This window comes from Streptomyces sp. NPDC052012, from assembly GCF_040689265.1.
Classification (GTDB): domain Bacteria; phylum Actinomycetota; class Actinomycetes; order Streptomycetales; family Streptomycetaceae; genus Streptomyces.
The window spans coordinates 523,411-548,166 of sequence record NZ_JBFAXA010000003.1 but is presented as its reverse complement, the minus strand read 5'-3'; the positions used below and the strand labels follow the sequence as shown (position 1 = coordinate 548,166).

Below are 24,756 nucleotides of genomic sequence, written 5' to 3'. Positions count from 1 at the left end.
CTGGTCTCGCTGAACGACGGTGCGGGCGCGCGTATCCAGGAGGGTGTCTCCGCGCTCGCGGGCTACGGCGGCATCTTCCAGCGCAACACCAGGGCCTCCGGTGTCATCCCGCAGATCAGCGTGATGCTGGGCCCGTGCGCGGGCGGTGCGGCCTACAGCCCGGCGCTGACGGACTTCGTGTTCATGGTCCGGGACACCTCGCAGATGTTCATCACCGGCCCGGACGTGGTGAAGGCGGTCACCGGCGAGGAGATCACCCAGAACGGCCTGGGCGGCGCGGACGTGCACGCCGAGACCTCCGGCGTGTGCCACTTCGCCTACGACGACGAGGAGACCTGCCTCCACGAGGTCCGCTACCTCCTCTCCCTCCTCCCGCGCAACAACCGCGAGGCACCCCCCGCCGTCCCGTCCGCCGACCCCGCCGACCGGCGCTGCGAGCGGCTGTGCGACCTGGTGCCGCTCGACGGCAGCCGCCCCTACGACATGCGCGAGGTCATCGCCGAGATCGTCGACGACGGCGAGCACATGGAGGTCCACGAGCGCTGGGCCACCAGCGTCATCACCACCCTCGCCCGGCTCGGCGGCCACGTCGTCGGCATCGTCGCCAGCCAGCCCAGCTCCCTCGCCGGCGTCCTCGACATCCACTCCTCCGAGAAGGCCGCCCGCTTCGTGCAGCTCTGCGACGCCTTCTCGATCCCCCTGGTCACCCTCGTCGACGTCCCCGGCTTCCTGCCCGGCGTCGACCAGGAGCACGGCGGCATCATCCGCCACGGCGCCAAGCTGCTGTACGCGTACTGCAACGCCACCGTGCCCCGCGTCCAGGTCATCCTGCGCAAGGCGTACGGCGGCGCGTACATCGTCATGGACTCCCGTTCCATCGGCGCCGACCTCTCCCTCGCCTGGCCCGCCAACGAGATCGCCGTCATGGGCGCCGAAGGAGCCGCGAACGTCGTCTTCCGGCGCCGCATCCAGGCCGCCGACGACCCCGACGCCATGCGCCGGCAGCTGGTCAAGGAGTACAAGGCCGAGCTGATGCACCCCTACTACGCGGCCGAACGCGGCCTGGTCGACGACGTCATCGACCCCGCCGACACCCGCTCCGCGCTCATCGCCTCCCTGACGATGCTGCGCACCAAGCACGCCGACCTGCCCACCCGCAAGCACGGCAACCCCCCGATGTGAGGAGCCCCCCATGGCCCGCACCTCCCGCACCCCGTCCGCACCGCCCTTCGAAGGCCCCCTCGGCCCCGCCCTGTTCCGCGTCGTCGGCGGCAGCCCCACCCCCGAGGAGGTCGCCGCCGTCGCCGCGCTCCTCACCGCCCTCGCCACGGCCCCCGCCGAATCCGCCGCCGAGAGCAGCTCCGGCACCCCGGACGCCTGCGAACCGGCGCCCGCCCGCTGGCACCGCCCCGCCGCCCCGCCGCCCGCGTCCTGGCGGGCCCGCACCTGATCAGAGCCGCTGGCAGCTTGCTGCCGCCGTCGTTGCGGCCCTGCCGAACGCCTTGTTACTCAGTCAGAAAGCGGCGAAACCGGCCGTACAGGTACGGCTGCGGCCGGAGTCGGGAGGCAGCGGTGCTTCAGGTGGTGTTCCGGATCCTGGGCCCGCTGGACATCAGCGCCGAGGGACGGCCCATGGCCCTGCAGGGCGCCCGGCAGCGCACCATCATGTCGATGCTGCTGCTGGCCCCGGGACGGGTCGTCTCCGTCGACACGCTCGCCGACGCCGTCTGGCACGGAGAACCCCCCGCCACCGCCCGCAACCAGATCGCCATCTGCGTCTCCGCCCTGCGCAAGACCCTCAAGACCGCGTTCGGCATCGACGGCGTCCTCGTCACCAGCCACCCCGGCTACATGCTCTTCCCCGGCGAACACCGCATCGACGCCGTCGAGTTCGAGGAACGCGCCGCCGAGGGACGCGTCGCCGCCCGCCGCGGCGACCTGGAGGAGGCCCGCGCCCACTTCGAGGAGGCCCTCGCCATGTGGCGCGGGCCCGCCCTGGAGGGCGTCACCGCCGAACGCGTCGAGGCCGAGGCGGCCCGCCTGACAGAACTGCGCCTCGACGTGTACGAACAGCTCACCGCCGTACGCCTGGAACTCGGCCAGCACAGCGAACTCGTCGCCGAACTCGCCCGGTTCGTCCGCGAGAACCCGCTGCGCGAACAGGCCGTCGCCCAGCTGATGCTGGCCCAGTACCGCTGCGGGCGCCGCGCCGAGGCCCTGGAGACCTACCGCGAGGGACAGCGGCTGTTCGCCGAGGAACTCGGCATCGACCCCGGCCCCGCCCTGCGGGAACTGCACGAGGAGATCCTCGCCGACGCCCCGACCCTGGTACCGCCCGCCGAGCAGGTCACCCTCGCGCCGGCCACCATCGTGCCCGCCCACCTGCCGCCCGCACCCGCCTCGTTCACCGGGCGCCGCGACGAACTCGCCACCCTGGACCGGCTCCTGGACCACCTCGACGGCGCCGCCCTCCCCGTCGGCTCCATCACCGGGACCGGCGGCGTCGGCAAGACCGCGCTCGCCGTCCACTGGTCCCACCAGGTGCACGCCCGCTTCCCCGACGGGCAGCTCTTCGCCGACATGCGCGGCTACGACGAGGACGAGGCCCCGCGCAAACCGAGCGCCGTCCTCGACCGCTTCCTGCGCGCCCTCGGCGTACCCGGCCCGCAGATCCCCGCCGACCAGGTCGAACGCACCGCCCTCTTCCGCAGCGTCCTGGACGGCCGGCGCGTGCTGATCGTCCTCGACAACGCCCGCTCCTTCGCGCAGATCCGCCCGCTGCTGCCCGGCACCTCCCGCGCTTGCGTCCTGGTCACCAGCCGCGACAGCATGGGCGGCGCCATGGCCGGCGACTACGCCTACGTCCCCCTCCAGCTCGGCTCGCTCGAACAGGACGAGTCGATCACCCTGCTGTCCCGGGTCGCGGGCGACGACCGATTCGGCGCCGACCCGGTGGGCGCGGCCCGGCTGAGCGAGCTGTGCGACCGGCTGCCGCTGGCGCTGCGGATCGCCGCCGCCCGCCTCGCCGCCAAACCCCACTGGTCGGTACGCACCCTGGTGTCCCGCCTGGAGGACCAGCACCGCAGGCTCGACGAACTCAGCATCGACTCGCGCGGCGTCCGGGCCGGCCTGCGGCTCAGCTACCGCGGCCTGCCCGCCGACACCGCCCGCATGTTCCGGCTCCTCGGCTGGCTCAGCGTCCCCGAGTTCTCCTCGTGGACCGGCGCCGCGCTGCTCGACCTCGACCCCGTCGACGCCGAGGACCTCATCGAACAGCTCGTCGACGCCCAGCTGCTGGAACCCGTCAGCGTCGGCGTCGGCCACGTCCGCTACCGCTTCCAGGACCTGCTGCGGCTGTTCGCCCGCGAACGCGCCGCCGAGGAGGACTCCGACGACGACCGGCGCGCCGCCGTGCGCCGCGCCGGCGGCAGCTGGCTCGCCCTCGCCCGCGAGGCCCACCGCAGGATGTACGGCGGCGACTACGCCGTCATCCACGGCCCCGCCGCGCTGCGGGAACTGCCCGCCCACCTCGTGGACAGCCTGCTGGAGGACCCCATGGGCTGGTTCGAGACCGAGCGGCTCGCCCTCACCGCCCTGGTCGACCAGCTGGCCCGGGAGGACGAGTCCGCACACGCCTGGGACCTGGCCGTCACCGCCGTCACCCTCTTCCAGAACCGCAACTACCTGGAGGACTGGCGGGACTGCGCCGAGGCCGCGCTGACGGCGGCCCGCCGCACCGGCGACCGGCTGGGCGAGGCGGCACTGCTGCAGTCCCTCGGCACCCTGGAGATCATCCAGTGGGACTTCGACTCCGCCCACGCACGCCTGCGGCCGGCCCTGCGCCTGTTCGAGGAGCTGGGCCGGCCCGAGGGCCGTGCGCTCGTGCTGCGCAATCTGGCACTGTGCGCCCGTCACCAGACGGACCTGGACCGTGCGCACGAGCTGTGCCGCGACGCCCTGGAGATCTTCCGCGAGGTCGGCGACCACTACGCGGAGGCCCATGTGCTGGGCCTGCTCGCGCAGATCGAACTGGAACGGGGTGACGCACAGGCGAGCCTGCTGCTGTCGTCGGAGGCGGTGGCAAAGAGCCGGGGCCTCGGCGCGGTGCGCGGCGAGGCGCAGAGCACCGTACGGCTGGCCGAGGCGCTCGTACAGCAGGGGGAGGGGGAACGGGCCGAGGCGGCCTGCCGCCGCGCCCTGGAGCTGGTGCTCGCCAGCGGTGACCGGCGGGGCGAGGCGCATGTGCTGCGCGCGCTGGGGGAGGCACTGTGGTGCCAGGAGAAGCTGAGCGAGGCACAGACCGTGCTGCGTGACGCGGTACGGGCGGCCGAGCAGGTGCCGGACCGGTACGTCCAGGCACGGGCGGCCGTCGTCCTCGGCTGTGTGCTGATGCAGTGCTCGGACCGGGCGGGCGCCGCGGTCAGCCTGCGGATGGCGGACGAGTTGTTCGTCGAGGTCGGGGTGCGGCAGTGGCGGGAGCGGGTGCAGCGGCTGCTGGTGGCGCTCGGGGAAGACGAACCGGCCGACGCACGCCTGCTGTTCGACCTCGCCCGCCCCTGACCGGGCCCGGCACCCGCCGGCCGCTCAGGTCCACGGGTCGTCCTGGGCCGCGGCGGGGGCGGAGGTCCACGGGTCGTCGGCGGCGCTCTTCGGCGCGGAGGTCCACGGATCGTCGGCCGAGCCCTTCGGCGCCGAGGTCCAGGGGTCGTCCACCGACGCCGCGGCCCGTACCGACGTCCACGGGTCGTCCGCCGTGACCCCGGGAGCCCCCTGGCCGGCCAGCGGCGCCAGGTCCTGGGCCGCGCCGAGCGTGCCGACCGCGGTGAGGGCGAGCACGGCGCCGGCCGCGAGACGGCCCACCGGAGCGGTCGCGGCGGTCCTCCTGGCGGTGTGGAAGAAGCGGTGCATCGGGTCCTCCTGGGATCGGGGGGGCGTTCTCGGAGCCGGTTGCCCGGCGGTACGCCAAGAACGCTACGGAGACCCCTTTTTCCGTCGGTTTCGAAGCTCTTTCGTCGCCCCGAAATCGATCCGAGAACGATGAAAAACCGCAGGTCAGTAGCTTTTCGCGGTAGACGGCCCGGAACCGGACGCGGGCCCGCGCAGCTGCGGAGGACCGCATGGAGTTCCACATTCTCGGCCCTGTGTCCGCCGAACGCGACGGGCAGCCCGTACCCCTCGACGGCGCCAAACAGCGCGCCACCCTGGCCGCGTTGCTCCTCGCGCGGGGCCGGCTCGTCACGGACGAGCGGCTCACCACCCTGCTCTGGGGCTGGGACCCGCCCACCACCAGCACCCGCCAGCTCTACACCTACGTGTCCCGGCTCCGCACCCGGCTCGGCCCCGGACACGGCCTGACCCGCCACGGCAGCGGCTACCGCATGGACCCCCAGGACGCCGTCCTCGACTGGCAGACCTTCCACGACCTCGCCGACGCCGGCCGCGCCGACCTGCGCGCCGGACGCTTCGCCGACGCCGAACGGCGCCTCGCCGAAGCTCTCGCCCTCTGGCACGGCCCGGCCCTCGGCGACGTCACCGAGGAACTCGCCCGCGCGGAGGGCCCACGCATGGAGGAGGCCCGGCTCACCGCCCTCGAGGACCACACCGAGGCGGCCCTGGCCCTCGGCCGCCACCACGACCTCGTCCCCGCCCTCACCGGCCACGTCCACCAGCACCCGCTGCGCGAGCGGCTGCGCGGCCAGCTGATGACGGCCCTGTACCGCTGCGGCCGCCAGGCCGACGCCCTCGCCACCTACGAGGACGCCCGCCGCCTCCTCGCCGACGACCTCGGCATCGACCCGAGCCCGGCCCTCCGCACCCTCCACCACCAGATCCTCACCGCCACGATGCCCGCGCCCCCCGCCCAACCCCTGACAACCGTTCAGCTCCGGCCGGCTGCCGGTTTCCCCGAGACAGGTCGCACTTCCGCGCTCGGTGAGGCGACCGCGTCCGGCCGCCCCCCGACGTCCGCCCAGCCCCTCGCCTCCGGTCGGCATCCGACGGCCGCCGGGCTCCCCGAGACGGACTGCACTCCTGCGCTCGGTGAGGCGGTCGCGTCCGGCCGGCCCCTCGCGAGCGCACAGCTCCCGACGGCCGCCGGGTTTCCCGAGACGGGTGGCGCTCCTGCGCTGAGTGACGTGATCGCGTCCGGCCGGCTCCCCACGGCCGTAGGACTCCACGAGAACGGTCATGCCCCCGCGAGCGATCAGGGCTCCACGGCCCTTCGTACAACAACGAGCGGCCCGGCCCCCGCGGCGGATCGGGCCCCTGCGGCCCAGCGGGTGGGCGTTGCCGGGGGACTAGCCCGGGCGGAGGCTGATGGTGGCGTCCGACCGGGTACGCCGGGCCGGGGTGCGGGTGATCTCGAGGCCGCGGCCCTCCTGCCCTGTGCGCCCGCCGACTTCACCGGGCGGGAGGCCGAGATCGACGAGGTGGCCGGCGCGCTCCGGGCCCGGCACGACGTCGTGATCACCGGCGCGCCCGGCAGCGGGACGTCCGCGCTCGCCCTGCGCGTCGCCGAGGCGTGCCGCGAGGACTTCCCCGACGGCCGGCTGTACGCGGACCTGCGTACCGAGGACGGCGGCCGGCGGGACGCCCACGAGACCCTGGGCTGGTTCCTGCGCGCCCTGGGGATCGACGCCGACCGGCTGCCCGAGACCGCCGACGAAAGGGCGCGGCTCTTCCGCGCACAGGTCGCCGAACGGCGCGTACTGATCGTCCTCGACAACGCCGCGGACGACACCCAGGTACGCCCCCTCCTGCCCGGTGGCACCACCAGCCGCACCCTCGTCACCGGCACCCACGCGGCACTCGCCTCGCTGGAGGCGGTCCGGCTGGTCCGGCTCGGCCCCATGACCCCGGCGGAGGCGGCGGAACTCCTCGCCTCCCAGGCAGGCGCGGCACGCCTCGCCGCCGAACCCGAGGCGACCCTGCGCGTCGCCGAGTTCTGCGACCGGCTGCCGCTCGCGCTGCGCATCGCCGGCGCACGCCTCGCCGCCCGGCCGCACTGGCCCGTCGCCCGGCTCGCCGACCGGCTCGCCCCGGAGGAACACCGCCTCGACGAACTCCGCATCGGCGCCCTCGACATCGCCACGGGACTGAGCACCGCGCTCGCCGCGCTCCCGGCACCCGTGGCCGAGGCGCTGGGCGTCCTCGCGGCGGCCGGTCTGCCCCGGCTCACCGCGCGGGACGCCGCCGCCCTGCTCGACCTGACCCCGCGCGACGCGGAGGACGTCCTGGACCAGCTCACCGACGCCCACCTCGCCACGGCGACGGCCCTGCACGACGACGAACTCTGCTACCGGCTACCGCCGTTGGTCCACCTGTACGCCCTGCGGCAGCGCGCGCACGCCCGGCCCGACCGCGAGCTGACCCTGACCTGACCGCCCTTCCCTTGCTCCCCCGCCCGGTGGCGGCCGTCCTCTCGGATCCGGCCGCCACCGGGCTTCACCGCGTCGCGGCTCAGCCGCAGCCGCCCGCATGCCCCTCGTCGAGCCCGTACGTCGCTATGTAGCCGTTCTCCTCGGCCCCTCTCAGCGCCATCTCGTTCAGCGCGTCCACATAGGCGGCCAGCAGATCCGCCCACGGCGTCCCGGCGTCCCGCAGCAGCAGTTCCTGCTCCATCGCCGCGGAATTCTCGATCTGCGTCAGAAATTCCAGAGGATGCTGGACCTGAGACGGGTGGTTCAGTTCGTCGTACATTCTCTCCTCCTGTTGTTTTCGGGTCCCTCTCAGGTCCCGCACCAACAGATTCGAGGAGCTCGCTGTACGCATTCACCGGCCCCTCTGTATGCGCGAACACACCCGCATACAGACCCGATACAGGCCGATACAGAGGCGGTACAGACCGGCTGCACATCGCATGGAGAAAGCCGTCGAGAATTGCCTCATGGAAAGTCTGGAGATCGTGATCGCCGGCGGCACGCTCGCCGCCTGGACCGCCGCCGCACGGCTCGCCGCCACCTTCGGACGCGCGATCGGCGTCACGGTGCTGCAACCCCCGCGGCACGCCCCGGCACCGGCCGCGGACGAGCAGGTCGTGACCCTGGCACCGCAGGTGCAGCGGGACCTCTTCGACCGGCTGGGCATCCAGGAGGAGACCTGGATGCGCGCCTGCTCGGCGTCCTTCACCCTCGCCGTGCGCTACGTCAACTGGCGCACCGAAGGACCCGCGGAAAACACCCCCCGCCCCCTGCCCGGCCATGCGCCGGACCGGTTCGACCGTCCTTTCGCGGCGCTGCCCGAGTGCGAGGAATTCCCGCTCTCCGAATTCTGGCGGCTGCGCCGCCGCACCGGCGAGACCGTAGAGCCGTTCGACCGTGCGTGTTTCCGCGAGCCGCCGCTTCTCGACGCCCGCAGATCACCGCGCTGGATGGACGGAAGGGCGGCCGTTCCCTACGGCTGGCATGCCGACGCGGAACTCCTCACCCGATTCCTGCGCCGGACGGCCGTCCGGCATTTCGGCGTACGCACCGTGCACGGCACCGTCCGGCACGCGGAGCGGGACGCCGACGGCAGGCTCACCGCCCTGCGCACCGCCGACGGCACCCGGCTTTCGGGCGACCTCTTCCTGGACTGCACCGGCCCGGCGAGCCTGCTGCTGAGGGGCCTGCTCCACGAGCCCTTCCCCGAGCAGCCCGGCGGCCCCCTCACTGACCGCACCCTGACCGTCAGCGTGCCCCGCCCCGACGAAGGCGCCGACGACGGCATCGAGCCGTTCGGCACGGCCACCGCCCTGCCCTTCGGCTGGGCCTGGCACCGCCCGCTGCCGGACCGCATCGGCGCCGGACTCGTCCACACGAGCGCCTGGACGGACGAGGAGCAGGCCATGCGCACGCTCTGCGCGCTGTGGGGCCTGCGGCCCGGCGAGGCCGACGTGCGCCTCCACCGCCGGCCGGCCGGGACCGCCCGGCGCGCCTGGGCGCACAACTGCGTGGCGCTCGGCGCAGCCGCCGGCTGGACCGACCCGCTCGCCGACGCGGGCCTGACCGACGTACTACGTCAACTGGACCGCCTGGTACGCGACTTACCTGCCCGCGACCACATGCGCACGTCGGCGGCCCGCTTCAACCGGGCGGCCCGCCAGGACCGCACGGCGGCCGACGACCTGGCCCAGCTCCTCTACGGGTCCGCCCCGCGCGCCGACACCGCGTTCTGGCGTGCCCACGGCGAACTGCCGTTGTCCGACACCCTGTCGGCCTGCTTGGAGGGTCATCGCGCCGGCCTGACCCCCGAACCCGCCGAGATGCCCCTGCGCACCCTGCTGACCGCCCTGGACCCCCAGGGCGCCCCGCCCCCGGCGGCCCTGCTGCACCGCACCACGGCCCGCAGGACCGCCGACGCGCACTTCGCCAGGATCCGCCGCCAGCAGCGCATCCTCCTGGAAACCCTCCCGAGCGCCGCAACCTACCTCCACCGCCTGCACACCCGCCCCCCACTCGCCACCACCCCGGCCCTGACCAGCGCGTGACCGACGGCGACCGCGCAGAGGGCGCTCCAGGAGGGGCATGGCATCTGCGAGAGGGCCCCGGATTGGACTCGGCGGGCCGATGACCTGCGTGAAGGTCCCCGGCACCGTCGGTTCAGTCCGCGATGTCGACGCCGTATCCGCGTGCGAGGGCGTCGAGGCCGTGGTCGTAGCCCTGGCCGACGGCTCGTAGGCGCCACACCGGACCTCTGCGGTAGATCTCCGCGAGCAGCATGGTGCGTTCGGTGGTGGCGGCGTCCAGGGTGGCCCGGGCGAGCGATGCACCGCTGCTGCCGGGGGCGGCACCGATCTGGATCGCACCGACCGTCCCGAAGGTGGCGGTGCCGTGGATGGCCGCGGCGACGACGACCTTGCGCGTCGCGGGTGGCAGGGCGGCCAGGTTGAGGGCGATGCTCTGTTCGGCAGGGCCGCCGGTCAGCAGTCGCACGGTTCCGGCGGGGCTCTCGGGAGCGCCGTAGAAGATGAAGTCCTCGTCGGAGGTGACCTGTTCGTCCTCGTCGAGGAGGAAGGCGACGACGTCGATCTCGTAGCCGGACTGCGGCGCCCAGCCGGCGGTGACATACCACTCCGGCGCGGGTCTGCCGTGCGGCATGGGCAGGTCGATGACACCGCCTCTAGGAATCACGTGCGGCTCCTGTGTCCGCATGGCCGCCGCGGCCGGGGCGGAGGTGGTCGGAGCGGTGAGCCAGTGGAGGTCGTGCACGGGGAGTTCGAGGGCGGTGATGCGGCTCATGCGCCGGTCGCCCTGCCCTCCCTCCAGGAGTACGACGTCGGTGACACTGGCGGACAGGTTGACCGCCGCGGATCCGCCCAGCTCGACGATGCGGGTACGGGTTGCGGCGGCATCGGCATGGACACCACCGAGCACCAGCACGCGGCGCCCCGCCAGGGGCTTGTCCAACGTGCCGACGGAGGGCACCGGTCGACGCGGAGCGGGTACCCCCACATCGTGTGCGGCCGTGGGGAGGGCTGCGGCCTCCGGGTCGGGTACGGCAGAGGTCGTGGTAGGTGCCGACTCCACAGGTCCGGCGACAGGTTCTGTTTCCGGCTCGGCCACCGGGGCGACAGCGACGGCTGTCGCTTCATGCGCTGCCCCCGGTCGTACGTCCGCCAGCAGCCGCAGGAAGGTGTGCTCGTCGATGACGGGCACGCCTTCGGCGAGTGCGCGTCGGGCCTTTGCCGAACTGGACGCCGGTTCATTGGTGACCAGCACGCTGGTGTGTCGGCTGACGGAGGTCATCATGTTCAGCCCGGCGGCGACAGCCCGCCCGACCAACTCCGCGCGGGCATGGGCGGTCTCACCGGTGATCGCGACCTTCATCCCCTGCTGGAGAGGGTCGCCGGGAGTCAGCCGTCCAGGATTGCGGTAGGCGCAGGGAGTCTTCGGCGGCTTCGGCGTGAACTGCGACTCTGCCCGGGGTGGGCAGGTCACCAGCGGCAGGGGCAGATCGAGCCGCGCTGCCTCGCGCAGTGAGGCCCGCAGGATCCCGGCCAGCACACGGGTGTCGTCCAGCGCGTCGTGCGCACGCTGCTGGGGGACGCCGTAGTGGGCGGCGAGAGTGCCGAGCTTCATGTCGTCCGTCGGCGGATCCACTTGGCGATTCAGAGACAGAGTGCACAGCCGCTGCGACACCGGCAGCCACATCCGCGCACGGGCGAACTCGTAGGCGAGGAAGTCGTAGTCGAACTGGGCGTTGTGGGCGACCAGGACCCGGTCCTGAAGCATCGCTCCGATCCGCCCGGCGACCTGGTCGAACGTCGGCGCGCCCTGCAGTCGCTCGACGGTCAGCCCGTGCACCTCCACCGGTCCCGGATCGCACCCCGGGTTGAGCAGTGTCGAGAACTCCCCGGTCTGCTCGCCGTCCGGGCCGATCGTGATCACCGCGACGGACAGCACGCGATCTCGCCGGGCGACGAGGCCCGACGTCTCCACATCGACCAAGGCCCAGTCGTGTGCGTAGTCGCCCATGTCGGGCAGATCGAAGGAGGTGGAGACGAGACTCATGGCGGCAAGGATGATCTGATATCCAGCACTCCTTCAACCTGTACAGCGATTTGTCATTGTTCGGGGACGCTGGAACGAGGCTTGGCGTGTGCATCGCCTGAGGCTCGCCTTCGACGCGGTCTTCGCGTAGCCCGGACGACCGGCAGAAGCCCGGTCCCAGCTCAATCGTCCCAATGAAGTCCCCCAGGTGCCGTCGCACCCCTTCCTGGCCCGCATTCGTGCAGCTCAAGGGGGTGCGGCGGCACCTGTCGTTCAGATGTCCCGGAAGATCTCGATCTGCGCCCCGATCGAGTTCAGCCGCTCCGCCAGGTCCTCGTAACCCCGGTTGATGACATAAACGTTGCGCAGCACCGACGTGCCCTCCGCCGCCATCATCGCCAGCAGGACGACCACCGCCGGGCGCAGCGCCGGCGGGCACATCATCTCCGCCGCGCGCCAGCGGGTCGGGCCCTCGACCAGGACCCGGTGCGGGTCCAGCAACTGCAGGCGTCCGCCGAGGCGGTTGAGGTCGGTGAGATAGATCGCGCGGTTGTCGTAGACCCAGTCGTGGATGAGGGTCTTGCCCTGCGCCACCGCCGCGATCGCCGCGAAGAACGGGACGTTGTCGATGTTCAGGCCGGGGAACGGCATCGGGTGGATCTTGTCGATCGGCGCCTCCAGCTTGGAGGGGCGCACCGTCAGGTCCACCAGGCGCGTACGGCCGTTGTCGGCGAAGTACTCCGGCGTGCGGTCGTGGTCGAGGCCCATCTCCTCCAGGACCGCCAGCTCGATCTCCAGGAACTCGATCGGCACCCGGCGCACCGTCAGCTCCGACTCCGTCACCACCGCCGCGGCCACCAGGCTCATCGCCTCGACCGGGTCCTCGGAGGGGGAGTAGTCCACGTCCACGTCGATGTCCGGCACCCCGTGCACGGTGAGTGTGGTCGTGCCGATGCCGTCGACCTTCACCCCGAGCGCCTCGAGGAAGAAGCACAGGTCCTGGACCATGTAGTTGGAGGAGGCGTTGCGGATGACGGTGATGCCGTCGTGCCGCGCGGCGGCCAGCAGCGCGTTCTCCGTCACCGTGTCACCGCGCTCGGTCAGCACGATCGGGCGGTCGGGGCTGACGGCGCGGTCGACCACCGCGTGGTACTGGCCCTCCGTCGCGGCGATGTCCAGGCCGAACCGGCGCAGCGCGATCATATGCGGCTCGACGGTGCGCGTCCCGAGGTCGCAGCCGCCGGCGTAGGGCAGCTTGAAGCGGTCCATCCGGTGCAGCAGCGGGCCGAGGAACATGATGATGGAGCGGGTGCGGCGGGCGGCGTCCGCGTCGATGGCGTCGAGGTCCAGCTGGGCCGGCGGCACGATCTCCAGGTCGACCCCGTCGTTGATCCAGCGGGCCCGCACGCCGATCGAGCCCAGCACCTCCAGGAGGCGGTACACCTCCTCGATGCGCGCCACCCGGCGCAGCACGGTGCGCCCGCTGTTGAGCAGCGAGGCGCACAGCAGTGCCACACAGGCGTTCTTGCTCGTCTTCACATCGATGGCGCCGGAGAGCCGCCGGCCGCCGACCACGCGCAGATGCATCGGCCCCGCATAGCCCAGGGACACGATCTCGCTGTCCAGGGCCTCGCCGATACGGGCGATCATCTCAAGGCTGATGTTCTGGTTGCCGCGTTCGATGCGGTTGACGGCGCTCTGGCTGGTGGCGAGCGCCTCGGCGAGCTGCGCCTGCGTCCAGCCCCGGTGTTGCCGGGCGTCGCGGATGAGCTTGCCGATGCGTACGAGGTAGTCGTCTGCCATGAGGTTGAGGCTATCTCAGATATGAGATGGCACCTCTCGGGGGGTCCATTCGGGTGACATCATGTCAAAGTCGCCCGATTCATCCCCTGGTGCCACGAGTGCTCCGTGTGCGCCGCCAGCCGAAGGGGCCGGGCAGATCCATCGATGTCGTACGACGTCCGGTGCTGCTGCGGGTGTACCGCGGGCCGTTCCTGCTGCCCGTGGTGATGGACCAGGAGCGCTTGTTGATGTTCAGCCGCACCCCCGGAAGGATCCGAAAGCTCTTGCGGAACGTGAGCGGCATCCCTGCCTCCCCTCCAAAGTCCCCGTGGAAAACCTGACTCGGTCTCAGTGCGGTTACCCCGGATGCGCGGGGTCATGGCGGAGGGGAAGGTGGGGCGGGGGCCGAGCCGGAAGGCGGAGCAGCCGGGGTGGGCTATGAGGCAGGCCACGCCGGGTCCGGGCATGACCATTCGGCGCCCGTGTACTAGAGTTATCTCGACATCGAGATATCTGCCGAGGCGCACCGTGGTCGCCAATCCAGTTAGGCATGCCTAACTTAGCCTGACCTCACCGGAACGGCCAAGCCGGGGTGGCGGCACGATTGACGGTGGTACGCGCACATCAATGAAGGAGACTGTCGTGTCGGCGAACAGCTTCGACGCCCGCAGCACGCTGCAGGTGGGCGACGAGTCGTACGAGATCTTCCGGCTGGACAAGGTCGAGGGCTCCGCGCGCCTTCCCTACAGCCTGAAGGTGCTGCTGGAGAACCTGCTCCGCACCGAGGACGGCGCGAACATCACCGCCGACCACATCCGCGCGCTCGGCTCCTGGGACTCCCAGGCCCAGCCGTCGCAGGAGATCCAGTTCACGCCGGCCCGTGTGATCATGCAGGACTTCACCGGCGTGCCCTGTGTCGTGGACCTCGCCACCATGCGTGAGGCCGTCAAGGAGCTGGGCGGCGACCCGGCCAAGATCAACCCCCTGGCCCCGGCCGAGCTGGTCATCGACCACTCCGTCATCGCCGACAAGTTCGGCACCAACGACGCCTTCAAGGTGAACGTCGACCTGGAGTACGGCCGCAACAAGGAGCGCTACCAGTTCCTGCGCTGGGGCCAGACCGCCTTCGACGAGTTCAAGGTCGTCCCGCCCGGCACCGGCATCGTCCACCAGGTGAACATCGAGCACCTGGCCCGTGTCGTCATGGTCCGCGACGGCAAGGCGTACCCCGACACCCTCGTCGGCACCGACTCGCACACCACCATGGTCAACGGCCTCGGCGTCCTCGGCTGGGGCGTCGGCGGCATCGAGGCCGAGGCCGCGATGCTCGGCCAGCCGGTCTCCATGCTGATCCCGCGCGTCGTCGGCTTCAAGCTCACCGGCGAGCTCCAGCCCGGCACCACCGCCACCGACCTCGTCCTCACGATCACCGAGATGCTGCGCAAGCACGGCGTCGTCGGCAAGTTCGTCGAGTTCTACGGCGAGGGCGTGGCCGCCACCTCCCTCGCGAACCGCGCCACCATCGGCAACATGTCGCCGGAGTTCGGCTCCACCGCCGCGATCTTCCCGATCGACGACGAGACCATCAACTACATGCGGCTCACCGGCCGCAGCGAGCAGCAGCTCGCGCTGGTCGAGGCGTACGCCAAGGAGCAGGGCCTCTGGCTGGACCCGAAGGCCGAGCCGGACTTCTCCGAGAAGCTCGAGCTGGACCTGTCCACGGTCGTCCCGTCCATCGCCGGCCCGAAGCGCCCGCAGGACCGCATCGTCCTCGCGAACGCCGCCGAGCAGTTCAAGCAGGACGTCCGCACGTACGTCAACGACGAGTACGAGGCCAGCAAGGAGTCCTTCCCGAGCTCCGACGCCCCGTCCTCCATCCCGAACGGCGCGCCGTCCAACCCGGTCCGCGTGACCGCCCCCGACGGCACCTCCTACGAGCTGGACCACGGTGCGGTGACGGTCGCGGCCATCACCTCCTGCACCAACACCTCCAACCCGTACGTCATGGTCGCCGCCGCCCTGGTCGCCAAGAAGGCCGTCGAGAAGGGCCTGACCCGCAAGCCGTGGGTCAAGACCACCCTCGCCCCGGGCTCCAAGGTCGTCACCGACTACTTCGACAAGGCGGGCCTGACCCCGTACCTCGACAAGGTCGGCTTCAACCTCGTCGGCTACGGCTGCACCACCTGCATCGGCAACTCCGGCCCGCTGCCGGAGGAGGTCTCCAAGGCGGTCAACGACCACGACCTCGCCGTCACCTCGGTCCTGTCGGGCAACCGCAACTTCGAGGGCCGGATCAACCCCGACGTCAAGATGAACTACCTGGCGTCCCCGCCGCTGGTCGTCGCGTACGCCATCGCCGGTTCGATGAAGGTGGACATCACCAAGGACGCCCTGGGCACCGACCAGGACGGCAACCCGGTCCACCTCAAGGACATCTGGCCCTCCGAGGCCGAGGTCAACGACGTCGTGGCGAACGCCATCGGCGAGGACATGTTCGCCAAGTCCTACTCCGACGTCTTCGCCGGCGACGCCCAGTGGCAGGCGCTGCCGATCCCGACCGGCAACACCTTCGAGTGGGACGCCGAGTCGACCTACGTCCGCAAGCCCCCGTACTTCGAGGGCATGCAGATGGACCCGGCCCCCGTCGAGGACATCTCCGGCGCCCGCGTGCTCGCCAAGCTGGGCGACTCGGTCACCACCGACCACATCTCCCCGGCCGGTGCCATCAAGGCCGACACCCCGGCCGGCAAGTACCTCACGGAGCACGGCGTGGAGCGCCGCGACTTCAACAGCTACGGCTCGCGCCGCGGCAACCACGAGGTCATGATCCGCGGTACGTTCGCCAACATCCGCCTGCGCAACCAGATCGCGCAGGGCACCGAGGGCGGCTACACGCGTGACTTCACGCAGGAGGGCGGCCCGGTCTCCTTCATCTACGACGCCTCGCAGAACTACCAGGCCGCCGGCATCCCGCTGGTCGTCCTGGCCGGCAAGGAGTACGGCTCCGGCTCGTCCCGCGACTGGGCCGCCAAGGGCACCGCGCTGCTCGGCGTCAAGGCCGTCATCGCCGAGTCGTACGAGCGCATCCACCGCTCGAACCTCATCGGCATGGGCGTCCTGCCGCTGCAGTTCCCCGAGGGCCAGAACGCCGAGTCCCTCGGTCTGACCGGCGAGGAGACCTTCTCGATCTCCGGCGTCACCGAGCTGAACAACGGCACCACCCCGCGCACGGTGAAGGTCACCACCGACACCGGCGTCGAGTTCGACGCGGTCGTCCGCATCGACACCCCCGGCGAGGCGGACTACTACCGCAACGGCGGCATCATGCAGTACGTGCTGCGCAGCCTGATCCGCAAGTAATCCGCAAGTAAGCGGCAGCGCACGGCAGTTGAGGGCCGCATCTCCGTCCGCGGAGATGCGGCCCACGCCGTGTTCCCCGTTGTACGCTGGATCAACACCAGGTGACGGGGGTGGCGGTGAGCCGCGGTACGGAACACATGCAGCTCGTCCTGACCGGGCGTCAGGACAGTGACCAGGAAGAACTCGACGAGCTGACGCGCGGCCTGCGCGACCGGCTGCTCGAACTGGACGTCGACGACGTCGAACTGCGCCGTGGCGGGGAGATCCCCGAGGGGGCCAAGCCCGTCGACGCGATCGCCGTCGGCGCACTCGCGGTGACCATGGCGCCCATCGCGCTGCGCTCGGTGCTCAGCCTGGTGCAGACCTGGATCGAGAACCGCCCGGTGCGCACGGTCAGCATCGCCCTCGGCGAGGACAGCCTGGAGCTGGAGGCCGTCTCCTCCGCCGACCAGCAGCGGCTCATCGAGGCTTTCCTGGCCGCCCACGAGGCCGGTAGCGCCCGCGGTGCCGAGGACGACCCCGCCGGCTCCCCGTCCGGCACCGGGCAGGGCGACTAAAGGGCGGCCACCGTGTCCGCAGGCCGCTTCGCCCTGCTCATCGCGACGGGCCACTACGAGAACCAGGCGCTCAGGCAGCTCCGTTCACCCGCCCGGGACGCCGAGGGACTCGCCGACGTGCTGCGCGACCCCGCCATCGGCGGCTTCGAGGTCAGCACGGTCGTGGACCGCCGGCACCATGAGGTGGCCCGCGCCATCGAGCACTTCTTCCTGGACCGCGGCCGGGACGACCTGCTCCTGCTGCACGTCTCCAGCCACGGTGTGAAGAACGACGACGGCGACCTGTACTTCGCCGCCACCGACACCGACCGACGGCTGCTCGCCTCCACCGCCGTCTCCGCCGAGTTCCTGCGCACCCAGATGGACCGCTGCCGGGCCCGCTCCGTCGTCCTGCTCCTGGACTGCTGCTACAGCGGCGCCTTCCTGCGCGGCACCAAGGGCGACACCGACGTCCACGTCAAGGACGAGCTGGCCGGACACGGCCGGGTGGTGCTCACCGCCACCAACCGCACCGAGTACGCCTGGGAGGGCGAGCGGCTCGACGCCCTCGACCCCGAGCCGTCCCGGTTCACCGGCGCCGTCATCAAGGGCCTGCGCTCGGGCGAGGCCGACCGCAACGGCGACGGACTGATCAGCGCGCTGGACCTCTACGAGTACGTCTACGACGAACTGCGGGCGGCCCAGGTGCGCCAACGGCCGCAGATGTGGGCGCAGGTGGAGCGCCAGGTCGTCGTCGCACGGTCCGTGACAGCCGCCCGGCGGCCCGTCATCCCGCCGCAGACCGACGGGGAACCGCCGCGTGGAGCGCCGGATGCACCGCCACCCCCGGCCCCACGCCCCCGTAGCCTGCTCGACCGCATGACGGAGCTCACCGAGGAACTGAGCGGTCTGGCGTGCATGGCGGACAACCAGGGCCGGGCGCAGTTCGCCCTCGTGCTGGCCGAGCACCTGGGCCGCGCGGTCGATCTGCGGGGCGTCCGGCTGCGGGAGGACGTGGCGGTGATGGTGCGGGCCGCGCTGAGCACGGACGGAGGAGAACGCGCGCTGCTCGGCGTGATCCGGGTCTTCGAGGGCCCGGCGGTCGCCGACCGGGTACGGCACCTGCTGGACCGGGACGGCGTCGTACCGCCCGGTGAGCGCACGGCGACGGATCGACCCCCTCAAGGTCCGCGGCCACGGTTCGACGAGGTGCGCGCGGCCTCCCCCGGCCCGGCGGAGAACGGCGACTACCGGGGAGCGACCCAGTTGCTGCTGCGCCTCACCGACGCGGTGTGCCGCCTGCCGTCCCTGGAGGACCCCCAGGGCCGCGTGCTCTTCGCGTCCATCCTCGGGGAGCAACTGGGCCGCCCCGTCGACCTCAGAGGCGTGCGGCTGCGCGAGGACGCCGTGGCCCTCGTGCGGGCAGCGCTCAACGTCCCGGACGGGGAGCAGGTGCTGGTGGACGTGATCCGCGTCATCGACGGCGAGGACATGGCCGCCGATGTCGAGCGGTCGATCCAGCCCGTCCCCTGACCGGCGCACGCGGCCTGCTTCCGCGCACCCCGTTTACAACCGCGCCCGCCGGCGCTACTTTGCCCTCACGGCGAGATGGGAGCGCTCCCATACTCCGGTGGACCGGAACCCGCCGTCGGAGCACTCCCATCTCGCTCTCCAGGCGAGCCCTGCGCACGCCGTGACACCGAGGCGGGTCCGGGCCCGGCCCGGACCCGCCTCGGGGCGTGCGTCAGCTCAGCAGTTCCACCTCCGTCAGCGCCGACTCACCGCTCAGCACCAGTCGGTAGTGGCGGTACGTCCCCGCCTTGTCGATCGAGAAGGCCCGCGTCTGCCGCTCCCAGCGGAAGGGCTCCTCGGCCCGCTCGTCCAGGTCCTTCCACGCCGTCCCGTCGTCCGAGCCCTGCAGCACCCAGCCCGTGGGCGCCTCGGCCGGATCCGAGGAGGTCAGCGTGTACTGCACCGCCTTCGTCTCCCCGGTGACCGGCAGGTCGACCGTCGTCACGGTGGCGCCGGTCCCCGAGGTGTCGTCGAACAGGGGACCCTCGCCCTTCAGCGCGTCCTTGCGCGGGCTCGGCACCTTGTCGTCCTGCGTGATCGACACCGGCGCCGCGTCCTTGCCCGTGCCCCACGCCGACGGACGCGGGCCCATGTCGAACTCCAGGACACCGCCCTTCGCGATCAGCGCGTGGGGGAGCGAAGTGGAGTTCCAGCGCTTGCCGTTGACCTTCAGGCCCTGCACGTACACGTTCCGCGCGCTGTTCTTCGGCGCCTTCACCACCAGCTCGCGGCCGTTCTCCAGGTGCACGGTCGCCTTCGTGAACAGCGGGGAGCCGATGGCGTACTCGCCGCTGCCCATCACCAGCGGGTAGAAGCCGAGCGCGGAGAACAGGTACCAGGCCGACTGCTCGCCGTTGTCCTCGTCGCCGTGGTAGCCCTGCCCGATCTCGCTGCCGGTGTACAGCCGCGACAGCACCTCGCGCACGTTCTTCTGCGTCTTCCAGGGCTGCCCGGCCGCGTCGTACATGTACAGGGCGTGGTGGGCGACCTGGTTGGAGTGCCCGTACATGCCCATGCGCACGTCCCGCGCCTCGGTCATCTCGTGGATGACACCGCCGTAGGAGCCGACGAAGTCCGGGGAGGCCGTCTCGGGCGTGGAGAGGTACTCGTCGAGCTTGTCGCCCAGGCCCTTGCGCCCGCCGTACAGATTGGCCAGGCCCCGGCTGTCCTGCGGGGCGGTGAAGGCGTAGCCCCAGCCGTTGGTCTCGGTGTAGTCGTAGCCCCACACACGCGGGTCGTACTTCTCGGACTCGACCCGCCAGTCGCCCTTCGCGTCCTTGCCCTGGAAGAAGCCGGCCTTCGCGTCGAAGAGGTTGACGTAGTCCTGGGCGCGGTCGAGGAAGTACGCGGACTCCTCCTGGTAGCGCTTCTTCCCGGTCTTCTCGTAGAGCGCCTCGCCCATCTTCGCGATGCCGTAGTCGTTGAGGTAGCCCTCCAGCGCCCAGGACAGGCCCTCGTGCGTCTCGGTGGAGGTGTAGCCGAGGAACGGCGAGGTCGCCATGCCCTTGCGGCCCACACCGGAGGACGGCGGGACCACGGTGGCGTTCTTCACGGCCGCGTCGTACGCCGCCTCCGCGTCGAAGTCGACGCCCTTGACGTACGCGTCCGCGAACGCCACGTCCGAGGAGGTGCCGGTCATCAGGTCCGCGTAGCCGGGGGAGGACCAGCGGGAGGTCCAGCCGCCGTCCTTGTAGTGCTGCACGAAGCCGTCGACGAGCTCACCGGCCTTGGACGGGGTCAGGAAGGAGTACGCCGGCCAGGTGGTCCGGTAGGTGTCCCAGAAGCCGTTGTTGACGTACACCTTGCCGTCCACGATCTTCGCCCCGGTGTGCGTCGGCGTGTCCGGCTGCTGCATCTTCGAGAACGGCGAGGCGTACTTGTACGTCCCGTCCACCTTCTCGAAGCCCGAGTTCGGGTACAGGTACAGCCGGTACAGGCTGGAGTACAGCGTGGTCAGCTGGTCCGGGGTGGCGCCCTCGACCTCCACCTTGCCCAGCAGGCTGTCCCACTGGCGCTGGGCGCTGTTCCTCACCGACTCGAAGGACCGGCTCGCGGGCAGCTCCTGGCGCAGATTGTCCTTCGCCTGGTCGACGCTGATCAGGGAGGTGGCCAGCCGCAGTGTCACCGTGCGGTCCTCGCCCGCGTCGAAGCGCAGATAGCCCTTGACGCCGCCGGACGAGCCGTCGGTGACCTTCTTGTCGAACTCGCCGTACACGAACAGCCGGGTCGCGCCCGTCGACAGCCCCGACTTGACGTCCGAGTAGCCGGTGACGATGCCGTTCTCCTGGTCGAGCGTCAGACCCGCCTGGTCGGTGACGTTGTCGAACAGCACGCTCGCGTCGTCGCCGGGGTAGGTGAAGCGCAGCGCCGCCGCGTGGTCGGTCGGTGCCATCTCGGCCTTCAGGCCGTTCTCGAAGCGCACCCCGTAGTAGTACGGCCGGGCGGTCTCGTTCTCGTGCCGGAAGGCCAGCTCGCGGGCCTCGCGGCCGGTGTCCGGGGCGCCGGACGCGGCCGACGGCATCACCTGGAAGGTCTGCCGGTCACCCATCCAGGGGCTCGGCTCGTGGCTCGCGCTGAACGCCTGGATCGTCGGCAGGTTGTCGGCGTTGTTGCCGCGGGCGTAGTCGTACAGCCAGCTCAGCGAGCCGGCATTGGTCACCGGCGTCCAGAAGTTGAAGCCGTGCGGCACGGCGGTCGCCGGGAAGTTGTTGCCGCGGGAGAAACCCCCGCTGGAGTTGGTGCCGCGGGTGGTGACGGCGTAGTCGGACAGGTGGGCCTTCGGCCGCTCGGGCGCCACCGGCTTCAGCGTCACGTCGTCCAGCCAGCCCCGGAACTTCGCCGGGCCCTTGGGGGAGTCGTACGCCACCAGGATCCGGTCGACCGTCTTGCCGCGGGCCACCGAACCGATCCGGGAGACCACGTTGTTCCACTGGTTGACGTAGAGGACCTTCGCCGCGCCCTGTCCCCGCGGGGTGAGCGGGAAGCCGTGCTGGTCGGTGGCGCGCAGGCCGCTCAGGTAGGTGCCGTCGGTGAAGGCCAGGTCCACGGAGACGTTGGTGGCGTCGTAGTCGAGGTCGCCGTCGGCCATCGACGGGAAGATCCGGTACGACAGCCGGGTGTCCCGCTCGACCTTCACGTCGACGTCGAAGACCTTGTTGTACGAGTAGGCCCGGCCGTCGGCGGTGTGCCGGCCGGCGTAACGCAGGGCACGCTTTCCGGTGAATCCGGCGCCCGCCTTCGCCGTGGGCGATCCACTCGGGCCGCGGTCGACCAGCGACAGCATGTCCGGGGGCACGGGCCCGTCCGCGCCGCCGGTGGAGAACTGGACGTCGGCCAGCTGGAGGATGCCGCCGCTGCCGTTCCTGGTGACCTCCAGCCGGAAGTGCCGGTACTCGGCGACGGCGGAGGCGTCGAGGTCGTAGAGCTTCGTCTGGAACCGCTCGGCGAAGCTCTCGCCCGTCCGGGTGTCGAGGGTGGTCCACTCCTCGCCGTCCGCCGAGCCCTTCAGCGTCCAGTCCTGGGGGTCGCGTTCGGCGTGGTCGTTGGCCGAGGTGAGCGCGTAACGCGCGATCTTCACCGGTTCGTCCAGGTCGAACTCGGCCCAGCCGGTGGGCTCGAACGTCAGCCATTTGGTGCTCGGCTCACCGTCGACGAGGTTCTCCTTCACCTCCCCGCCGCCGGGGTTCTCGCCGCTCGCCCGCACATCCGTGACCCGGTCGGTCACATTGCCCGGGATGCCGCTGCTGTAGCCGCCGTCGACACCCGAGGCGCGCTTGCCGCCGCCCGGCGTGGTGTCGACGGTGTTCACCCAGTCCGGAGCGGGGTCCCCCGACTCGAACGACGAGGCGAACGCGCGGTCGGTCTTCGCGGGGGCCTCGGGCAGGGCCACGGCGACGCCCTGGGAGCCCGCGGCCAAAGCGAAGGCGGTCGCCGCGACGACCGCCGTACTCCATCTGTGCCGGACCTCGTGCCCAACTCTGTGCACCATGCGCGAGCACCCTCCCTGCGCCTGGACAACGTTGTCAACATCACTGCGCAAGGAACAGTAGGGGGTCAAGTGGCCCATGGTGTCAAGGTGTTGAATGCGGCATTCGGGTCCAGGGTCCTGGATATTTCCGCCGAGAAGCGTGCCGGGCGCACATATTTCCGGGAGGTCTCAACTCGGAAAAGACCGGCGGTGAACCTTGCATTCGATCTTGCTCCGTTGGCGGGAAGTGGACTATACCTGTCGGCACTCCGGGGCATCTTCACAGCACCCGACCATCATCGACGTATCACCGAGAACGTCCAGCATCACCGCACTTCCTGCACGACCCAGCTTGACCCGAACGCGGTGCCGGGGAGGATCCGGTTCACCGCCTGAGTCCTGGAGAAGGCGAGGACTTGAGCATGGGATCCACCACCGGCGTAGGCCATCGCGAGCTGATCAGGCGGAGCGCGACCGCCGCTCCGGCCTCGGCGACTGTTGTGCCGGCATCGCTCAGCTGATCATCGGCGCCGCATCGCGGCCCCGAGACGACGGCGACAACGCCCCACGTGCGGCCGGCGCAGGACCGGTCCGGCCACGGGGGCGCACACGCAGCACACCCGTACAGATCCAACGATCAGTGAGGATGCAGAGATGACCATTCGTGCCGGCTCCCTTGACAGGCGGACGCTCCTGCGCGGGGCCATCGCCACCGCGGCGATGGGCTCGTTCGCGGTCGCGTGCAGCTCTCCCTCCAGCAAGGACAACGACGGCGGCGGCGGCCCGAAGGGCGAGAAGAGCGCCAAGAACCCGTTCGGTGTCGCCGCGAACTCCACGGTCGAAGCGGCCATCTTCGACGGCGGCTACGGCACCGACTACGTCGACTACACCAACCAGGTGCTCGGCAGCCAGGTCAAGGGCCTCAAGGTCCAGGTCAAGCCGGTCGTCGACATCGCCCCCGAGCTCCAGCCCCGCTTCGTCGGCGGCAACCCGCCGGACCTCATCGACAACTCCGGTGAGGACCAGATCGGCTTCCTCGGCATCCTCGACCAACTGGAGGAGCTCGACGACCTCTTCGAGGCCAACACCTACGAAGGCAAGAAGATCGCCGACATCGTTTACCCCGGCGTCAAGGCCCCCGGCACGTTCAAGGACAAGTTCGTCGCGCTCAACTACGTGATGACCGTGTACGGCGTCTGGTACTCGAAGACGCTCTTCGAGGAGAACGGCTGGACCCCGCCGAAGACCTGGGACGAGGCGCTCGACCTCGGCCAGCAGGCGAAGAAGAAGGGCAAGTACCTCTTCGTCCACGGCAAGGAGGCGGCGACCTACTACCGCACGCTCCTGATCGACTCGGCGATCAAGGAGGGCGGCGACGAGGTCCGGCTCGGCCTGGAGAACCTGGAGAAGGGCTGCTGGTCGCACCCGGCCATCCAGGGCGTCATCAAGGTCATGGAGACCATGGTCAAGCAGAAGATGTTCGTCCCGGGTGGCTCCGGCACCCAGTTCCAGAAGGCGCAGGCGATCTGGAGCAATGACCAGAAGGCGCTGCTCTACCCGTCCGGTGGCTGGATCGAGAACGAGATGAAGAAGGCCACCAAGGCGGACTTCCAGATGACCGGATTCCCGTCGATGACGCTCACCGACAAGCCGCAGCTGCCCTACGAGTCGCTCCGCGCGGCCGCCGGCGAGCCGTTCATCGTGCCCAAGCAGGGCAAGAACCCGGCCGGCGGCAAGGAAGTGCTGCGGGCGATGCTGTCGGAGAAGGCGGCCGCCAACTTCTCCAAGACGAAGCTGGCCCCGACGATCGTCAAGGGCACCGTGCCCGCCGACGGGTACGGATCGACGGCCCTCGTCTCGCAGACGAAGATGCTGGAGGCCGCGGGCACCAACATCTTCAACTACATGTTCGTCGAGACCTACGGGATGAACACCGACCAGCTGGTGCCGTGGAACTCGTTCCTCGCCGGTGACCTCGACGGCAAGGGGCTGACCGCGGCTCTGCAGAAGATCTCCGACAAGGTCCGGGAAGACGACTCCGTCGACAAGGTCAAGGTCAGCTAGCACCGCG

General features: G+C 70.9%; 15 protein-coding genes. 9 read left to right on the top strand and 6 right to left on the bottom strand.

Annotated elements, in window-relative coordinates:
* The 3 genes from AB0412_RS09605 to AB0412_RS09595 form a co-directional block, all read left to right on the top strand.
* Positions 1 to 1,182: acyl-CoA carboxylase subunit beta (locus tag AB0412_RS09605; RefSeq protein WP_366401951.1), on the top strand; the 1,182-nt coding region annotated here is incomplete at its 5' end.
* Between the two features lie 10 nt (positions 1,183 to 1,192).
* Complete coding sequence (locus AB0412_RS09600) at positions 1,193 to 1,450, top strand: acyl-CoA carboxylase epsilon subunit (protein ID WP_366401950.1); 258 nt, start codon at positions 1,193 to 1,195, stop codon at positions 1,448 to 1,450.
* A 122-nt stretch (positions 1,451 to 1,572) separates the two neighbouring features.
* Positions 1,573 to 4,560 (top strand): BTAD domain-containing putative transcriptional regulator, encoded by a 2,988-nt coding sequence (locus AB0412_RS09595; RefSeq protein WP_366401949.1) that lies wholly within the window; start codon positions 1,573 to 1,575, stop codon positions 4,558 to 4,560.
* 24 nt (positions 4,561 to 4,584) lie between these two features.
* Here AB0412_RS09595 and AB0412_RS09590 read toward each other — a convergent pair whose 3' ends face one another.
* The gene (locus AB0412_RS09590) at positions 4,585 to 4,908 is read right to left on the bottom strand and encodes a hypothetical protein (RefSeq protein WP_366401948.1); all 324 of its coding nucleotides are present in this window, start codon (positions 4,906 to 4,908) and stop codon (positions 4,585 to 4,587) included.
* 209 nt (positions 4,909 to 5,117) lie between these two features.
* Between AB0412_RS09590 and AB0412_RS09585 the strand changes: the two genes are divergently transcribed.
* Positions 5,118 to 7,379 carry a BTAD domain-containing putative transcriptional regulator gene (locus AB0412_RS09585; RefSeq protein ID WP_366401947.1) on the top strand — a complete coding sequence of 754 codons (2,262 nt, stop codon included), beginning with the start codon at positions 5,118 to 5,120 and terminating at the stop codon, positions 7,377 to 7,379.
* 79 nt (positions 7,380 to 7,458) lie between these two features.
* On the opposite strand, the gene AB0412_RS09580 is transcribed toward AB0412_RS09585, so the two are convergent.
* On the bottom strand, positions 7,459 to 7,698 hold the full coding sequence (locus AB0412_RS09580) for a DUF6269 family protein (RefSeq protein ID WP_366401946.1): 240 nt from the start codon (positions 7,696 to 7,698) through the stop codon (positions 7,459 to 7,461).
* A gap of 187 nt (positions 7,699 to 7,885) precedes the next feature.
* Here AB0412_RS09580 and AB0412_RS09575 point away from each other — a divergent pair, with 187 nt between their 5' ends.
* Positions 7,886 to 9,466, top strand: a complete 1,581-nt coding sequence (locus AB0412_RS09575) for a tryptophan 7-halogenase (protein WP_366401945.1) — start codon at positions 7,886 to 7,888, stop codon at positions 9,464 to 9,466.
* A 112-nt stretch (positions 9,467 to 9,578) separates the two neighbouring features.
* On the opposite strand, the gene AB0412_RS09570 is transcribed toward AB0412_RS09575, so the two are convergent.
* The 3 genes from AB0412_RS09570 to AB0412_RS09560 all read right to left on the bottom strand — a co-directional run bounded on the left by AB0412_RS09570 (position 9,579) and on the right by AB0412_RS09560 (position 13,554).
* On the bottom strand, positions 9,579 to 11,489 hold the full coding sequence (locus AB0412_RS09570) for a TerD family protein (RefSeq protein WP_366401944.1): 1,911 nt from the start codon (positions 11,487 to 11,489) through the stop codon (positions 9,579 to 9,581).
* Between the two features lie 252 nt (positions 11,490 to 11,741).
* Positions 11,742 to 13,271, bottom strand: a complete 1,530-nt coding sequence (locus AB0412_RS09565) for a UDP-N-acetylglucosamine 1-carboxyvinyltransferase (protein ID WP_366401943.1) — start codon at positions 13,269 to 13,271, stop codon at positions 11,742 to 11,744.
* A 79-nt stretch (positions 13,272 to 13,350) separates the two neighbouring features.
* A complete protein-coding gene (locus AB0412_RS09560) occupies positions 13,351 to 13,554 on the bottom strand; it encodes a DUF4236 domain-containing protein (RefSeq protein ID WP_366401942.1) in 204 nt (67 codons plus the stop codon).
* Positions 13,555 to 13,892: 338 nt separating this feature from the next.
* Between AB0412_RS09560 and acnA the strand changes: the two genes are divergently transcribed.
* From acnA to AB0412_RS09545, 3 genes are all read left to right on the top strand, one after another.
* Entirely contained in the window at positions 13,893 to 16,610 is a 2,718-nt protein-coding gene (gene acnA, locus AB0412_RS09555; protein WP_366401941.1) for an aconitate hydratase AcnA, read from the top strand.
* A 137-nt stretch (positions 16,611 to 16,747) separates the two neighbouring features.
* On the top strand, positions 16,748 to 17,167 hold the full coding sequence (locus tag AB0412_RS09550; protein WP_366401940.1) for a hypothetical protein: 420 nt from the start codon (positions 16,748 to 16,750) through the stop codon (positions 17,165 to 17,167).
* Positions 17,168 to 17,179: 12 nt separating this feature from the next.
* Complete coding sequence (locus tag AB0412_RS09545; protein ID WP_366401939.1) at positions 17,180 to 18,679, top strand: caspase family protein; 1,500 nt, start codon at positions 17,180 to 17,182, stop codon at positions 18,677 to 18,679.
* Between the two features lie 211 nt (positions 18,680 to 18,890).
* On the opposite strand, the gene AB0412_RS09540 is transcribed toward AB0412_RS09545, so the two are convergent.
* Positions 18,891 to 22,706, bottom strand: coding sequence for a GH92 family glycosyl hydrolase (locus AB0412_RS09540; protein WP_366401938.1), 3,816 nt, complete (start codon positions 22,704 to 22,706; stop codon positions 18,891 to 18,893).
* 699 nt (positions 22,707 to 23,405) lie between these two features.
* On the opposite strand from AB0412_RS09540, the gene ngcE reads away from it, so the two are divergent.
* Positions 23,406 to 24,749: an N-acetylglucosamine/diacetylchitobiose ABC transporter substrate-binding protein gene (ngcE, locus tag AB0412_RS09535; RefSeq protein WP_366401968.1), complete on the top strand. Its 1,344-nt coding sequence runs from the start codon at positions 23,406 to 23,408 to the stop codon at positions 24,747 to 24,749.
* The last annotated feature ends 7 nt before the right edge of the window (positions 24,750 to 24,756 follow it).

Coding starts and splice junctions, on each gene's coding strand:
- ngcE (WP_366401968.1), top strand. CDS start 23,406: ATGGGCTCGTTCGCGGTCGCGTGCAGCTCTCCCTCCAGCAAGGACAAC.
- AB0412_RS09575 (WP_366401945.1), top strand. CDS start 7,886: ATGGAAAGTCTGGAGATCGTGATCGCCGGCGGCACGCTCGCCGCCTGG.
- AB0412_RS09570 (WP_366401944.1), bottom strand. CDS start 11,489: ATGAGTCTCGTCTCCACCTCCTTCGATCTGCCCGACATGGGCGACTAC.
- AB0412_RS09585 (WP_366401947.1), top strand. CDS start 5,118: ATGGAGTTCCACATTCTCGGCCCTGTGTCCGCCGAACGCGACGGGCAG.
- AB0412_RS09550 (WP_366401940.1), top strand. CDS start 16,748: ATGCAGCTCGTCCTGACCGGGCGTCAGGACAGTGACCAGGAAGAACTC.
- AB0412_RS09565 (WP_366401943.1), bottom strand. CDS start 13,271: ATGGCAGACGACTACCTCGTACGCATCGGCAAGCTCATCCGCGACGCC.
- AB0412_RS09580 (WP_366401946.1), bottom strand. CDS start 7,698: ATGTACGACGAACTGAACCACCCGTCTCAGGTCCAGCATCCTCTGGAA.
- AB0412_RS09600 (WP_366401950.1), top strand. CDS start 1,193: ATGGCCCGCACCTCCCGCACCCCGTCCGCACCGCCCTTCGAAGGCCCC.
- AB0412_RS09590 (WP_366401948.1), bottom strand. CDS start 4,908: ATGCACCGCTTCTTCCACACCGCCAGGAGGACCGCCGCGACCGCTCCG.
- AB0412_RS09560 (WP_366401942.1), bottom strand. CDS start 13,554: ATGCCGCTCACGTTCCGCAAGAGCTTTCGGATCCTTCCGGGGGTGCGG.
- AB0412_RS09540 (WP_366401938.1), bottom strand. CDS start 22,706: ATGGTGCACAGAGTTGGGCACGAGGTCCGGCACAGATGGAGTACGGCG.